Source organism: Enterococcus sp. DIV0358 (assembly GCF_051713465.1).
Lineage (GTDB): Bacteria > Bacillota > Bacilli > Lactobacillales > Enterococcaceae > Enterococcus > Enterococcus faecalis.
On the sequence record NZ_JBIOPX010000001.1, the window covers coordinates 1,351,368 to 1,366,508 of the forward strand.

Genomic DNA, 15,141 nt, shown 5'->3' on the forward strand with positions numbered 1-15,141 from the left:
GTAAAGCTAATGAAGTATGATTTAAAGTATCTTAGTGTCCCTTTGCCTGAGGAAATTCAAAGGGTGAAAGAATTTGGCGATTTTGCAAGTGCGGATACTGCCATTGATTTTTGGTTGACAAAAGAACTTCCGCAGGCATTAAAAGAACGTTTGATAATTGAAAAAGATGTCATTAAAATGATGCGTATGAATGAGTATCCTCATAGCTTTGCAAAAGCTGATCAAATGATGAGAGATACTTTTCAGGATTATCAAACAGAGGAATTAATTCGTTTAAAAGAAACGGGTTTAGTGGACTGGGTTTATATTGACGGTGAACCGTATTTCCAACTTCGATTTTTGGCCAATTTAATTAAAACAAATGCGGCATATGTTGCACGTTTGCGGGAAGCAGAAAGCAATCAATTAGAAATTCTCCGCAAAAAAGAACTAAAAGAGAACATCGAACAAATGCAAAAAAACGGTGGTAGAAAAGTGAGAACAACAATTAAAGCCACCATTCAGGTGAAAAAAGAATTTGAGCGTCCAGGTGAACGTGTTCGTGTCCATTTGCCGCTACCCAAAGCGTGTCAACAACAATCAGAAATTGAAATCCTAGCTACGTCACCTGAGGCAACCTATATTGCGGCAGAAGATGCGCCTCAACGAACACTGTGTTTTGAAACAATCTTAAAAGAAAATCAAACGTTTACAGTTGAATATTGTTATGTTAATCGGATGGTTTACCAACAGTTAGAAGAAAGTAACGTAGACAAAATGCAACCAAGCTTTGATTTAGAGGAACAGTTACCGCATATTCGATTCACGCCTTATTTAAGAAATTTAGCAGATGAGATTGTGGGCGATGAAAGTAATCCCTTAAAAAAGGCACGCTTGATTTATGACTTTGTGACGACAAAGATTCATTATTCATTCATGCGTGAATATTTTACAATTTCCAATATTTCAGAGTATGCTGCAACTAATTTAAAAGGTGACTGCGGCGTGCAAGCGATTTTGTTTATCACGCTTTGTCGGATTGCAGGGATACCAGCCAAATGGCAATCGGGATTATATGTTTCTACACATTATACAGGCTGTCATGATTGGGCACAATTTTATATAGAACCGTACGGCTGGCTCTTTGCGGATTTATCTTTTGGCGGTGGTGCTTACCGAGACGGGGATAGACAGCGGTGGAATCATTATTTCGGCAATTTAGATGTTTTTAGAATGGTCGCAAATAGTGAAATCCAGGCAGACTTTCAGCCAGCAAAAATGCAATTGCGTGCAGACCCCATTGACAACCAGCGGGGAGAATTTGAGTACGAAAATGAGGGCTTGCCCTACGCATGTTTGATAGTTTCGCAAGAACGGCTTTCCATGGAAGAGTTGCCGTTTGATTGACACATAGGGGGAATAGTATGAAAAAGTTAAAAATGATGGGGATTATGTTATTTGTTAGTACGGTCTTGGTAGGTTGTGGCACAACAGCAGAAACAAAAATAGACGAGAAAGCAACTGAGAAAACCAGTGTCTCGAAAAAAGTTTTAAATTTAATGGAGAACTCGGAAATCGGTTCAATGGATTCTATTTTTACACAAGATGAAGCCAGTATTAACGCACAGTCCAATGTCTTTGAAGGGTTATATCAATTAGATGAGAAGGATCAACTGATACCTGCTGCCGCTAAAGAGATGCCTGAAATTTCTGAAGATGGCAAACGATATACCATTAAACTAAGAGAAGATGGCAAGTGGTCCAATGGTGATGCTGTAACAGCCAATGATTTCGTTTTTGCTTGGCGTAAATTAGCGAATCCCAAAAACCAAGCCAATTACTTTTTCTTGTTAGAAGGAACGATTCTGAACGGAACAGCTATTACAAAAGAGGAAAAAGCACCAGAGGAATTGGGTGTCAAAGCGCTTGATGATTATACTTTGGAGGTTACTTTGGAAAAGCCTGTACCATATTTTACGTCCTTATTGGCATTTTCTCCATTTTTCCCACAAAACGAAGCATTCGTGAAAGAAAAAGGACAAGCCTATGGCACTTCTAGTGAAATGATTGTATCTAATGGTCCGTTTTTAATGAAAAATTGGGATCAGTCAGCGATGTCATGGGACTTTGTGCGTAATCCCGACTATTACGATAAAGAAAAAGTAAAATCAGAAACGATTCATTTTGAAGTTCTTAAAGAAACCAATACCGTTTATAATTTGTACGAATCAGGTGAATTAGATGTGGCTGTCTTAACAGGAGATTTTGCTAAACAAAATCGAGACAACCCTGACTATGAAGCAATTGAACGGTCAAAAGTATATTCCTTACGTTTAAACCAAAAAAGAAACGAAAAACCATCCATTTTTGCAAATGAGAATGTCCGCAAAGCTTTAGCTTATGCTTTGGATAAAAAAAGTTTAGTCGATAATATTTTAGCAGATGGTTCAAAAGAAATTTATGGGTACATTCCAGAAAAATTTGTATATAACCCAGAAACGAATGAAGATTTTCGTCAAGAAGCAGGCGCCCTTGTCAAAACAGACGCCAAAAAAGCCAAAGAGTATTTAGATAAAGCAAAAGCAGAGTTAAACGGAGATGTAGCCATTGAACTTCTTTCAAGAGATGGTGATAGTGACCGAAAAGTTGCTGAATTTATCCAAGGCCAGTTACAAGAAACGTTGCCTGGTCTCACTATTAATGTCAAAACAGTTCCTTTAAATAATGCGATTGAATTAATGAGAAAAGGGGATTATGAATTGTCTGTTGGCATGTGGGGACCCGATTATCAGGATCCAATGACTTTCTTAGAAAGCTCAGTTAGTGGTAACCGTATGAACTATTCTAGCCCAACGTTTGATCAACTAATTGAAGAAGCAACAACTAAATACGCAAATGATCCTGAAACTCGTTGGCAAACATTAATTAAAGCTGAAAAAGTATTGGTGGAAGAAGATGCCGCTTTAATTCCTTTATACCAAGAGGCCCGTAGTCAGCTTGTACGACCAGGTGTCAAAGGCATTCAGTATCATAACTTCGGTGCAACGAGCACATATAAGTATGCCTATAAAGAATAAATTAGTGAACGAGCGTGGGACAAAAATCACTTTGGATTTTTGCTCCACGCTCAAAAACTGATAAACGGCGGGAACAGAAGCAACACTACGCGTTGCTCCGATCTCAACAACTTCTAAGGTGTTTTCTCGACATGCGTCTCGTCACAGTACAGCCTTCAAAAGAGCTACAGCTCTAAGAGTTGCGATGTTTCACTGTGAAGCATGAACAGATGAAATCATCGTACCTACTTGGTGAAGTTCCTTCGGAAATAAGCCGAAATTGACTTTCTCACACAAGTGTTCGGCGTATCTTAATCCTTCCAAGTGTTGAGAATCACGAAGAACGTAGTGTTTCGATGATGAACAATACCTACTTGGTCTCCAAAAATTAAAGAACACCGGGTAGGTATCATGCAACATCAACTCGTTCCTCGTTGTGTTTTATGACAATTTTCGGAAATTCCTTCTTATTGCTGAGAAACACTATTTGCAAAGCAAATAGATGTTGAACAGTACCTACTTGGTTCTCGGAGTTAAACACTTCTGTCCCGACCTCTTCCCGATAAGAGTTTCTTTTTTGTTAATAGTCAACAATTAATAAAAAAATAATTGAAAAAGGTTGACAAAAATAATGATACTCGTTAGAATAAGCACTGTTAACAAATGAATAGCGTTTTCATGTGACTAGATAATACTAGGCATGGAAGAATTTCGTAATACAATGTGGTGTACAATGGTTACGCAACATGTTTAACGGGATTGTTCTATGCTTTTTTTGTTGTTTTCACTGAAAATGTTAGAATTACTTCTGCAGAAGAGGGTCATTTATGAAAATTAAAAAGGTGCTAAATCAAAATGCTGTACTTGTTCTTGACGAAGGACAGGAGAAAGTAGCTGTCGGTAAAGGCGTCGGGTTTAATAAGACTAAAAATGATGTCTTATCTCGACAATTGGTGGAGCGGATGTTTGTGATGGAGCCAGAAGGACTGAAAAAACTTCAAGTATTGCTATCACAAATTGAAGACAAATACTTTTTAGCGAGTGAAGAAATTATCCAACATGCTGAAACGGTATTGGGTGAAAAGTTGAATGAACATATTAATATTGGGTTGAGTGATCACATTGCTTTTGCAGCTGAAAATATTCAAAATAATATTATTGTTCGGAACAAGCTTTTAAGTGAAATTGAGATTTTATATAGTGAAGAATTTGCTATTGCTCAATGGGCTGTAGAATATTTAACACAAACCTTAGAGATTCCATTTAGTTATGATGAAGCGGGATATATTGCAATTCATATCCATAGTGCTCGCAGCGGGCGTACTGATAATAGTAAAAGTATCCGTGAAGTTACAATCGTTTCTGAAATTATTCATTTAATCGAGCAGGAATTGGCTATTGATATTCATGATGATAAAAATAGTCTCAGTTATTCACGTTTGGTGAATCATTTACGTTTGTTTATTCATCGCTTCCAACAAAATCAATATGCTGTTTTAGATGAAGAAATTTTGGAAGTCGTAAAGAAAAAGTATGCTGAAAGCTATGAAATCTCAAAAAAAGTACAAGTCTTATTAATGAGAAATTTTCATTATCAAGTACCAAATGAAGAACTTGGTTATTTATCGATTCACATTGAACGATTAAGAATGACCAAATAATAAAAATTAAATAGTTTATGTGAGGAGTTACGTATAATGAAAGCGTATATGCAAAGAATGGGACGTTCGTTAATGTTACCAGTTGCTGTATTACCGGCGGCTTCTTTATTAGTCGGTATTGCTAACTGGATCGTGGGAACAATCGGCGCTAGTCCAGCCACAACTTTTCTAATGAATGGTGGTTTGGCTATCTTAAACAACTTAGCATTATTATTTGCGGTTGGTTTAGCGTTAGGAATGTCAAAAGATAAAGATGGATCGGCAGCATTAGCTGGTTTAGTCGCTTATTTAGTGCCAAAAACTGTTTTAGCGCCTGCTTCTATCCAAGCCATTAAAGGCTTCAAGGATATTGCTGAAGTAAACCCAGCCTTCAACAGCATGGACAACAATGTCTTTGTCGGGATTGTCGCTGGTTTAGTTGCCGCGGCAATGTATAATCGTTTCTCTGGTGTGAAATTGCCAATGGCTTTATCATTCTTTAGTGGAAAACGTTTAGTTCCTATTATGTCAGCTATTTCGATGTTAGCAATCTCAGCTATCTTATTCTTCTTCTGGCCAGTTGTTTATAACGGATTAGTTGCTTTTGGTAAAGGAATCTCTAGCTTAGGTTTCGTAGGAGCTGGCTTGTATGGTTTCTTTAACCGACTATTAATTCCAACAGGCTTACACCATGCCTTGAATTCTGTTTTCTGGTTTGATGTTGCTGGTATCAATGATATTGGGAACTTTTTAGCTGGTCAACAAGCGTTAGATACTGGTAAAGCAATTGTAGGACAAACAGGGATGTACCAAGCTGGTTTCTTCCCAGTAATGATGTTTGGTTTACCAGCAGGTGCGTTTGCTATTTATCAATGTGCACGTCCTGAGAAGAAAAAAGTTACAGCTTCATTAATGTTAGCTGCTGGTTTTGCGGCTTTCTTTACAGGCGTTACTGAACCTTTAGAATTCTCATTTATGTTCGTTGCTTGGCCTTTATATGTTTTACATGCAGTCTTTACAGGTATTTCTTTAGCATTCGCTGCGTTTATGCATTGGACAGCTGGCTTTGCCTTTAGTGCAGGTTTTGTAGACTTCTTCTTAAGTTTGAAAAACCCAGTCGCAAATCACCCAATGATGTTGGTGGTTCAAGGACTTGTCTTTGCAGCAATTTACTACTTCGGTTTCCGTTTTGCAATCACTAAGTTTAACTTAATGACACCAGGACGCGAAGAAGGCGATGGCGAAGAAACACCAGATGTTGCAGACGGCGACAACAAATTTGCTTCTCTAGCTCGTCGTATTTATGATGGTTTAGGCGCTGATGCTAATGTAACTTCTATTGATAACTGTACAACTCGTTTACGCTTAACAGTGAAAGATACAGGCAAAGTGGATCAAGCAAAAATTAAAGCAACTGGGGTTCCTGGTGTGAAAGTCATTGATGACACCAATATCCAAGTTATCGTTGGTACGGAAGTACAATTTGTTGCTGACGAAATGCAACGATTATATAACCACCAAGCGCCAGCAACACCAGTCAAAGAAACACCCGTTTCTCAACCAGTTGTTGAAGAAAAAGCACCAGTTTCAACAAAAGAAACTGAATTATATTCTGTAGCGAATGGGAAAGTTATTCCTATTTCTGAAGTACCAGATGATGTTTTCTCAGCAAAAATGATGGGTGACGGTTTTGCTGTCGTACCAACAGACGGCGAAGTTTCAACACCCGTTGCTGGTAAAATTACTAGCATTTTCCCAACAAAACATGCGTTAGGTATCCAAACAGATTCAGGCATTGAAGTATTATTACACATGGGTCTAGATACTGTTGAGTTACAAGGTGGACCATTTACATTACATGTTGAAGAAGGCCAAGTTGTAAAACAAGGCGATAAAATTGCAACCATTGATTTAGCCGCATTAGAACAAGCTGGCAAAAAATCAGATTTAATTGTTGTTTTCACAAATCAAGATATCGTTGCTCAATACGATTTACAAAAAGCAGGTCAAACAACTTCAATGAATGATGTAATCGGAAATGTTACCGTAAAATAAAAGTAAAAAAGGGCTAGCCGCAAGGCAGCCCTTTTTTTGTATTCTTTGAAAGTATTAGTGTCTGTAGAGACAGTAATTCAAAATAGCTTGCTCTACAGATTTTTATTTATAAATAGCCTTAGAAAGTTTCGCATAATTGAACACTTTAACCACTCACAAAAATGGCCAATGTAACGGACAGAAAACAAGGAAGCGTTTTCTTTTGTATGGATTATAATAAATATATCAAGGAGGGGTTGCTATGAGTTCGAAAAAAGAACGTGGACAAAAATTGTTGTTACTTCTCTCAAAAAAACAAGATTATATGACTGCAGAAGAATTGGCAAACTGCCTAAGTACTTCTCCTAAGACAGTTTATCGTTTGATAAAAAAAATTAACGATGAATTTTCAGAAGGTTCACTCATATTATCTGAGAAAGGACGAGGATACAAGCTAGACTATGAACGATTTATGGAACAGAATCGACATTTAGTCGAAAAAGAAAGTGATTTTTCGCCAAGGGAAAGACGCAATCGAATTCTGGAGGAATTGTTGTTAGCTTCTCCACAAGCTAAAAATGTTTATGAATTATTTGCAAGATATTATGTTGGCGATTCTGTGATATTTAGCGATGAACAACAATTATCCGAAGATTTAAAGAAATATGATTTAACACTCAAACGGAAAAATCGAACGTTGGCAATTATCGGGGAGGAAAGAGCTATCAGGAAAGCCATTTCCGATAGAATACAACTGTTGAACATTATCGATATTGAGGATCTTCGAAACAACAAAGCATTAAATTTTAATAATTATGATGTCCTTTTTACGTTAGATCAAGTCAGGAACATTGAAAAAAAATTGGATATTACTATTCCACATCCATATAACGTAAACATCTTTTCGCATCTTTATATCTTAATTAGTCGTTCACGAAAAGTAGCTATTTCTGAAAAATACCAATTATCTAACGAAGAAGAACAAGAATTAACAAAGGACTTAGTACTCAAAAAGGTCGCGCAAACAACGATTCAACAGATTGAAACTTATTTAAATAAGAGACTGCCTAACGTTGAAATTTATTACTTATATCAATATTTGGTTTCTTCTAGGATGCAAGGTTCATTTAGTAAAGTAACTAATTTTTCTTTCAAAGTAATGCAAATTACTCAATTTTATTTAGAGGAAATGAGTGCACAACTAAAAATTTTAACTGATAATGATCAGCTACTTCTTGAATTGGCTAGTCATATAAAACCAATGATAAATCGTCTTGAAAACGGCATACATGTTAAGAATAGTTTATTGGATCAAATAAAAATGACCTATGAAACAATTTTCAGAAAAATTGTGCAAGTTTCTAAGCAAGTAAGTAAAAACTATCAACTACCGGCTATAAACGAAGACGAGAATGGGTTTATTACATTGTATTTTGCGCGAATGATTGAAACCAATCAGTTACCTATTCGTACTTTGATTATGTGTACCACTGGAATTGGCACTTCAGAACTATTGAGAGTAAAAGTTGAAAAGAAATTCCCTGAATTACAAATTGTTGAAATTATTGCCACACGAAATATAAGGAAATCATTAAAAGATTATTCTGATATTGAATTGATACTTACAACGATTCATTTACAGGAAAAGGTCCCCATTAAATCATTGTTGGTAAGTGCCATGTTTACAATGGATGATCAGTATCGATTACAAAGAAAAGTAGAGGAAATCTATCATGAACGTTAATCCTTTATACCAAGTTTTCCTAAACCAAGAACTTCTTTCAAAACAGCAAGTATATCAATTCATTGCAGAAACAGCAGCGCCTTTGTTAACGCCCAAAGAAAAAAAGCAGATTGAGGAATCTTTGGTAAATCGTGAGAAGATGGGAAGTAATCAGATTGCAGAGCAAGTTGTCTTGCCACATTTAGAGAATGCACTCTTGAAAAAAAGTGAAATATATCTGATTGGCTTAAAAACAGAAATCCAAGCATGGACGGCAGACATTAAGCAAGTGAAATTAATTATTGTCATCTTACTAAAAGAAAATGAACGGTTAAAAGTAAAAAAAGAAATCAGTCGATTTACTAGAAAATTAGCAAATGAAGACTTCTTAGAAAAGTTGTTGCGTTTAAAAACAGAAACAGATTTTTATAAAATTATAGAAAAATTTGAGGAGGAAAAATAATGAAGATAGTCGGCGTAGCAGCCTGCACAGTAGGAATTGCTCACACATATATCGCACAAGAAAAATTGGAGAACGCTGCAAAAAAAGCAGGAGTTGAGATCCATGTAGAAACACAAGGGACCATTGGGATTGAAAACAAACTAACGGATGAACAAATTAAGGAAGCGGACATTGTTATATTAGCCATTGATGTAAAAATTTCTGGAAGAGAGCGTTTTGATGGGAAACGAATCATTCAAGTACCTACAGAAGTTGCTGTAAAATCACCCACTAAACTAATTGAAAAAGCAGAAGAAGTTATGACACAAGAAAAGTAACCTTCTAGGAGGAATTGTAATGGAAGTAAAGGATATCATTGACTTAAAAACCGTTAAAACGAATATGAATGTAAATACAAAAGAGGAAGCGTTAAAAGAATTAGCCAATCTTTTGCTTGAAAATGGCAATATTTCAGATGAAAAAGGCTTTATAAAAGATATCTATGATAGAGAGGCGGAAGGCCAAACGGGCATCGGAAACTATCTAGCCATTCCACATGGCAAAAGTGCGTATGTAAAAAAAATAGGCGTGGCCATCGGTATTAACAGTACAGAAATTCCTTGGGAATCTTTAGATGATAATGGCGTAAAAGGAATCATTCTTTTTGCTGTGGGTAATGATCATAAAGAAACAACTAGCCATCTTAAACTATTATCATTGTTTGCCAGAAAACTCGGAAATGATGAAGTAGTGAGAGAATTCCTTCAATCAAAATCGCCAGAGGATGTAGTGAAGGCATTCTCTTAATGAAATTACTAAGACAGCATATTGTGGATATTTTCTACAGAAGAATTCATAACAGCAATTTTTTTAAATAGAAAATAAAATAAAAGAACAATGTTTAGGAGGATAAAAATGAAAAAACTAAAAGAGTTAAATCTTAAAGGTCATTTATTAACAGCAATCTCATATTTAATTCCAATTGTCTGTGGTGCTGGCTTTTTAATTGCAATTGGTATGGGGTTTGGTGGTTCAAGTCAAGGAACCTTGGTACCAGGTGAATTTTCGCTTTGGGATGCTTTAGCTACTATGGGTGGTGCTGGCTTAGGCTTACTTCCGGTTGTTATATCTACTGGCATTTCCTTTTCAATCGCCGGTAAACCTGGAATTGCTCCAGGCTTTATTATTGGTTTAACTGCGAATGCAGTTGGTGCCGGCTTTATTGGTGGTATCTTAGGTGGTTACTTGGCAGGATATCTTGTATTAGCTATTTTGAAATATGTGAAATTACCCAATTGGGCGAAAGGGTTAATGCCAACATTAATTATTCCATTTTTAACCTCAATTACTGGTGGATTAATCATGATATATATTATCGGGACCCCAATAACGGCATTTACTTCATTATTAACGAACTTTTTAGATAGCTTAGGTAACTCGTCATTATTAATTTTTGGTGGTGTAATTGGTTTATTAAGTGGTATAGACTATGGCGGACCCATTAACAAAACTGTTTTTGCCTTTGTTTTGACAATGCAAGCGGAAGGACTTAATGGACCAATTACAGCATTGCAATTAGTAAATACAGCAACGCCAATAGGCTTTGGATTAGCTTTCTTCTTTGCTAAATTATTTAGAAAAAATATTTATACAAAACTAGAAGTTGAAACGTTAAAGTCTGCCGTACCAATGGGCGTGATTAACATTGTTGAAGGTGTTATTCCTTTAGTTATGAATGATATTGTCCGAGGAGTCATTGCTACAGCGATTGGTGGCTTCGTGGGTGGCGCAACAACAATGATCTTAGGGGCAGATGCGACAGTTCCATTTGGCGGTGTTTTAATGATTCCAACAATGAGTAAACCGCTGGCTGGCATTATTGCGATTGTTGTAAACGCTGTGGTTACCGGTTTAGTTTTAGCTATTATTAAGAAAGATGTAACTGAGAAAGATATGGAAGCCTTAGTAGAAAAAGAAGAAGAGGAGATAAACTTGGAAGACATTCAGATTTTCTAAAAAAAAAATGAAAAAGCGCAACAAAATTAATGCAATTTATATTGCCTGTCAGAGATGTGTCAACGTCTGAATATAACGAGTTAGAAAAATTTTCAAAAACATCAACCAAATAATCAGATAGAAAGAGTTGAAAATTAGAATGAACAAAGTTGAATTTTCTCCGTCACTAATGACGATGGATTTGGACAAGTTTAAACAGCAAATCACCTTTTTGAATGATCATGTTGCTTCGTATCACATAGACATTATGGATGGTCACTATGTGCCAAATATCACGCTATCTCCGTGGTTTATTGAGGAGTTAAGAAAAATTTCGAAGCTCCCAGTATCTGCCCATTTAATGGTTACGAATCCAAGCTTTTGGGTACAACAACTAGTAGATATCAAATGTGAATGGATTTGTATGCATGCAGAGGTTTTAGATGGTCTAGCATTTCGCCTAATTGACCAAATTCACAATGCTAATCTTAAAGCAGGGATCGTCCTTAATCCCGAAACGCCTATTGAATCAATCTTTCCATATATTGAATTGTTGGATAAAATCACAATCATGACCGTTGATCCAGGCTTTGCTGGCCAACGATTTATTGAAGGAACACTTGATAAAATTGTTGCTCTTCGTAATTTACGTGAAGAAAAAAGTTATCGTTATGTAATTGAAATGGATGGCTCATCGAATAGAAATTCATTTAAGCGAATTGATGCTGCAGGACCTGATATTTATATTGTTGGTAGAAGCGGATTATTTGGATTAGATGAAGATATTGAAAAAGCTTGGAAAATGATGAGTAGAGACTATAAAGAAATGACTGGGAAAAAAATTCCATAAAACATTTGACTGTTTGTTAAAAGAATAGATAAGTTGTATAAAGTCAAGCCTAGAAAAGAATTTTGTTCATTCTTATCTGGGCTTTTTTTGATGCAATAAATAAGCGTCAATAGAACAAAATTACTTGTTATTCTATTCTAGGTGAAAACGTTCAATCTTGCGAAGTTACGGTTTGTTCACAAAAAAGTTACTTTTATTAAATAAAACTAAAGAAGTAACAAAAACTTCGCTTTTTTCAGTTATTTCAAGTAACATAGAACGTATCTTAAAAGAAAAAGTTTGGATGATTCGATGCGTAGAGTAAGAAAAATAATTTATAAAATCATGCTACTTTTGTTTGTTGGTTTAGTTGCTGGTCTTGGCTATCTTGGCTATAAAATACATCAAAATGTTGAAACGGTAATGACCTTTGAAAAACAAGTAGAAGCAGAAGTCAAAAAAAATAAAATACCTGAATACAAAACATTAGCTTTAGCGATTATCTATACAGAATCTAAAGGGAAATCTGGCGATATTATGCAGAGCAGTGAAAGTGTTTATGGACAACAAGAAGTGATTGAAACACCAGAAGAAAGTATCGCGCATGGCGTAAAATTTCTCGCGGAAGCGTTAGCGAAAGCAAAAGAAGCTGGCTGTGATGAGTGGACAGGCGTACAAGCATATAATTATGGACTGGATTATATTCAGTTTGTTAAAGAACGCGGCGGGAAACACACGACAGAGTTAGCAGAAGAATATTCAAGAGAAGTCCTTTCACCGTTGCTAGGGAATGACCAAAATACGAAATATCGTTATTATCGTTGGCAAGCGTTAGTTTACAATGGTGGTTACCTTTATCAAAATGGTGGCAATATGTTCTATGCGGAAATTGTCAAAATGAATCGTTGGTTTATTGAAAAGTTAAATTAAAACGAGAAAAGTCTAAAGAATTCTTTCAACTTACAGGAATTTTTTAGGCTTTTCTTGCAGTTTCATGAAAATGCAAGTAAACTAGAAGGGATGTAACTGATTAATTGAAAAGGTAGGGAAAGAGCTGGATGTTGAATAAAGTCGACCTGAAAAAAGGGTTAAGTACAGAAGAAGTTGCCAAGCAGAAAGAGTTAGGCCTTCAAAATAATTATGAGGAAAATGTAGCAAAATCTACAAAAGATATTATTTTTGATAACGTCATGACGTTATTCAACTTTTTAAACTTTGCAATCGCTGTTTGTTTACTATTTGTCGGAGCGTATTCCAATCTGGCTTTCTTAGCGATTATTATTGTGAACATGTCAATCGGGATTTTCCAAGAAATTCATGCCCGTAATTTAGTTCAAAAATTATCTATTGTGGCAAAAGAAAATGTTCATGTTGTTCGAAATGGCGTACAACAAGAAATTGATACAAAAGAACTAGTTATGGAAGATATTGTTATTATCTCTGCAGGGGAACAAGTTCCTTCTGATATGGAAGTTATTGACGGTAAAGTCGAAGCGAATGAAGCGTTGTTAACAGGTGAATCAGATTTAATTGAAAAGGAAATCGGCGATACCTTGCTTTCTGGAAGTTTCATTGTTAGCGGACAAGCCTATGCCCGTGTTATCCACGTTGGTGCCGAAAACTATGCTGTGAAAATCACCCAAGAAGCTAAAGTGCATAAACCAATTCAATCAGAGTTAGTCAATTCGATTCGTAAAGTCTCTAAATTTACAAGTTGGGTGATTATTCCTCTAGGGATTATTTTATTTGTTGAAGCTTTTTGGCTAAGAGATGCTGGCATTAAAACATCTGTTGTTGCTTCTGCAGCTGCTTTGTTAGGGATGTTACCAAAAGGATTAGTACTATTAATTAGTATTGCGCTGACAACAGGTGTCATTAAGTTAGCCAAAAAACGTATTCTAGTACAAGATATGTACTCAATTGAAACATTGGCCCATGTGGACACTTTGTGTTTAGATAAAACTGGAACGATTACAGAAGGTAAAATGAAAGTGCAAAAGGCGATTATCTTGCATGACAAATATGAAGAACTCTTCCCACAGATTATCGGAAGCTACCTATCTGAAAGTACGGATAATAATATTACAATGCAAGCAATTCGTGATCATTATGAAGTATCCAATCGATTTGGCGCAAAAGAAGTCTTGGCTTTTTCTTCTGAACGAAAATGGGGGGCTATTGAATTTCCAGAAATTGGGACAGTTTATTTAGGGGCTCCTGAGCGTTTGGTAGACGATAGTCGGTTGCCAGAAGCTGTTTTTACAGCACAAGAGAATGGTTATCGCGTCTTGATGTTAGCCATTGCGGAACAACAACCGTTAAACGAAACCAAAATGCCTTATTTAGAGCCATTAGCAATTCTAGAAATTGACGATCCAATTCGCCAAAATGCCAAAGAAACACTGGCTTATCTAAAAGAAGAAGGAATCGACTTAAAAGTAATTTCTGGTGATAATCCGGTGACTGTTTCAAATATTGCTCGTCGTGCTGGGCTACCCGGTTATGAGTCTTATATTGATTTGTCGACCAAAACGACAGAAGCAGAAGTGCGTGAAGCAGTTCAGCAATACACGGTGTTCGGACGTGTATCTCCTCAGCAAAAACGAACCATTGTACGTGAGTTGAAAGACACAGAGCATGTGGTGGCGATGACCGGCGATGGCGTCAACGATGTTTTGGCGTTACGAGAAGCGGATTGTAGTATCGCTATGGCAGAAGGAGATGGCGCTACTCGGCAAATTTCTAATCTAGTTTTACTAGATTCTGATTTTACAACGTTACCAGATGTCTTGTTTGAAGGACGGCGTGTGGTAAATAATGTAACTCGAGTTTCCAGCGTTTTCTTCATTAAAACGATTTATTCGTTTATTCTCTCAATCATTTGTGCCTTAACAGCCATTGCGTTCCCGTTCATTCCGATTCAAGTGACCTTGATTGATTTAGCAATTGAAGGGTATCCAGCCTTCTTCTTATCTTTCGAAGGGGACAAACGAAAAGTTGTCGGGAAGTTTTTACCAACGGCTTTGAAAAATGCGTCTGTTAATGCGCTTTTAGTTGTAGCGAATATCATTGCTGTTTATCTGATTGGACAAAATCAAGGATTTTCTTCTTTAGACACCACGACGTTAATGTATTATTTATTAGTTGGAATTAGCTGTATGGCTGTTGTTCGAGCATGTCTGCCTTTCAATCCATTACGCATTTTCTTGGTTTTCAGTACTATTATTGGTATTTATGTAGCAGCTATGTTATTCCACAACATTTTAGAAATTGGTTTCTTAACTTCGCAAACAATGGGTCTCTTCTTTATTATGATGGCCATTAATATTGTGGTGCGTGTAGCAATTGGTTTCGTACAAATGAAACGTGCTGGAAAAACAATTAAAGATTTATAAAAAATAGAGGTTGAGCTAAAAGTATTCGTCTCCAGAAATGCAGTTCTT

The 15,141-nt window shown here is 36.2% G+C and carries 12 protein-coding genes; all 12 read left to right on the top strand.

What is annotated here, in order from left to right:
- Window positions 1-9 precede the first annotated feature (9 nt).
- The 12 genes from IGK70_RS06670 to IGK70_RS06725 all read left to right on the top strand — a co-directional run bounded on the left by IGK70_RS06670 (window position 10) and on the right by IGK70_RS06725 (window position 15,093).
- Window positions 10-1,386, top strand: coding sequence for a transglutaminase-like domain-containing protein (locus tag IGK70_RS06670; protein ID WP_010715180.1), 1,377 nt, complete (start codon window positions 10-12; stop codon window positions 1,384-1,386).
- Window positions 1,387-1,403: 17 nt separating this feature from the next.
- Entirely contained in the window at window positions 1,404-3,056 is a 1,653-nt protein-coding gene (locus IGK70_RS06675) for a peptide ABC transporter substrate-binding protein (protein WP_002363926.1), read from the top strand.
- An 806-nt stretch (window positions 3,057-3,862) separates the two neighbouring features.
- The gene (locus IGK70_RS06680; protein WP_002357655.1) at window positions 3,863-4,696 is read left to right on the top strand and encodes a PRD domain-containing protein; all 834 of its coding nucleotides are present in this window, start codon (window positions 3,863-3,865) and stop codon (window positions 4,694-4,696) included.
- Window positions 4,697-4,732: 36 nt separating this feature from the next.
- Complete coding sequence (gene nagE / locus IGK70_RS06685) at window positions 4,733-6,730, top strand: N-acetylglucosamine-specific PTS transporter subunit IIBC (protein ID WP_104855837.1); 1,998 nt, start codon at window positions 4,733-4,735, stop codon at window positions 6,728-6,730.
- A gap of 241 nt (window positions 6,731-6,971) precedes the next feature.
- Complete coding sequence (locus IGK70_RS06690; protein WP_002377464.1) at window positions 6,972-8,453, top strand: BglG family transcription antiterminator; 1,482 nt, start codon at window positions 6,972-6,974, stop codon at window positions 8,451-8,453.
- Window positions 8,443-8,895, top strand: coding sequence for a PTS sugar transporter subunit IIA (locus tag IGK70_RS06695; protein WP_104855836.1), 453 nt, complete (start codon window positions 8,443-8,445; stop codon window positions 8,893-8,895). The genes IGK70_RS06690 and IGK70_RS06695 overlap by 11 nt, the downstream gene beginning before the upstream one ends.
- On the top strand, window positions 8,895-9,212 hold the full coding sequence (locus tag IGK70_RS06700; protein WP_002357651.1) for a PTS fructose transporter subunit IIB: 318 nt from the start codon (window positions 8,895-8,897) through the stop codon (window positions 9,210-9,212). The genes IGK70_RS06695 and IGK70_RS06700 overlap by 1 nt, the downstream gene beginning before the upstream one ends.
- Before the next feature lie 19 nt (window positions 9,213-9,231).
- Window positions 9,232-9,681, top strand: a complete 450-nt coding sequence (locus tag IGK70_RS06705; RefSeq protein WP_010712438.1) for a PTS sugar transporter subunit IIA — start codon at window positions 9,232-9,234, stop codon at window positions 9,679-9,681.
- A 108-nt stretch (window positions 9,682-9,789) separates the two neighbouring features.
- Window positions 9,790-10,890, top strand: coding sequence for a PTS fructose transporter subunit IIC (locus IGK70_RS06710; RefSeq protein WP_025194433.1), 1,101 nt, complete (start codon window positions 9,790-9,792; stop codon window positions 10,888-10,890).
- 139 nt (window positions 10,891-11,029) lie between these two features.
- The gene (gene alsE / locus IGK70_RS06715; RefSeq protein WP_010712440.1) at window positions 11,030-11,719 is read left to right on the top strand and encodes a D-allulose 6-phosphate 3-epimerase; all 690 of its coding nucleotides are present in this window, start codon (window positions 11,030-11,032) and stop codon (window positions 11,717-11,719) included.
- A gap of 291 nt (window positions 11,720-12,010) precedes the next feature.
- Window positions 12,011-12,628 carry a lysozyme family protein gene (locus IGK70_RS06720; protein WP_002357646.1) on the top strand — a complete coding sequence of 206 codons (618 nt, stop codon included), beginning with the start codon at window positions 12,011-12,013 and terminating at the stop codon, window positions 12,626-12,628.
- 128 nt (window positions 12,629-12,756) lie between these two features.
- Complete coding sequence (locus IGK70_RS06725) at window positions 12,757-15,093, top strand: cation-translocating P-type ATPase (RefSeq protein ID WP_173963524.1); 2,337 nt, start codon at window positions 12,757-12,759, stop codon at window positions 15,091-15,093.
- Window positions 15,094-15,141: the final 48 nt, after the last annotated feature.

Coding starts and splice junctions, on each gene's coding strand:
- IGK70_RS06670 (WP_010715180.1), top strand. CDS start 10: ATGAAGTATGATTTAAAGTATCTTAGTGTCCCTTTGCCTGAGGAAATT.
- IGK70_RS06675 (WP_002363926.1), top strand. CDS start 1,404: ATGAAAAAGTTAAAAATGATGGGGATTATGTTATTTGTTAGTACGGTC.
- IGK70_RS06680 (WP_002357655.1), top strand. CDS start 3,863: ATGAAAATTAAAAAGGTGCTAAATCAAAATGCTGTACTTGTTCTTGAC.
- nagE (WP_104855837.1), top strand. CDS start 4,733: ATGAAAGCGTATATGCAAAGAATGGGACGTTCGTTAATGTTACCAGTT.
- IGK70_RS06690 (WP_002377464.1), top strand. CDS start 6,972: ATGAGTTCGAAAAAAGAACGTGGACAAAAATTGTTGTTACTTCTCTCA.
- IGK70_RS06695 (WP_104855836.1), top strand. CDS start 8,443: ATGAACGTTAATCCTTTATACCAAGTTTTCCTAAACCAAGAACTTCTT.
- IGK70_RS06700 (WP_002357651.1), top strand. CDS start 8,895: ATGAAGATAGTCGGCGTAGCAGCCTGCACAGTAGGAATTGCTCACACA.
- IGK70_RS06705 (WP_010712438.1), top strand. CDS start 9,232: ATGGAAGTAAAGGATATCATTGACTTAAAAACCGTTAAAACGAATATG.
- IGK70_RS06710 (WP_025194433.1), top strand. CDS start 9,790: ATGAAAAAACTAAAAGAGTTAAATCTTAAAGGTCATTTATTAACAGCA.
- alsE (WP_010712440.1), top strand. CDS start 11,030: ATGAACAAAGTTGAATTTTCTCCGTCACTAATGACGATGGATTTGGAC.
- IGK70_RS06720 (WP_002357646.1), top strand. CDS start 12,011: ATGCGTAGAGTAAGAAAAATAATTTATAAAATCATGCTACTTTTGTTT.
- IGK70_RS06725 (WP_173963524.1), top strand. CDS start 12,757: ATGTTGAATAAAGTCGACCTGAAAAAAGGGTTAAGTACAGAAGAAGTT.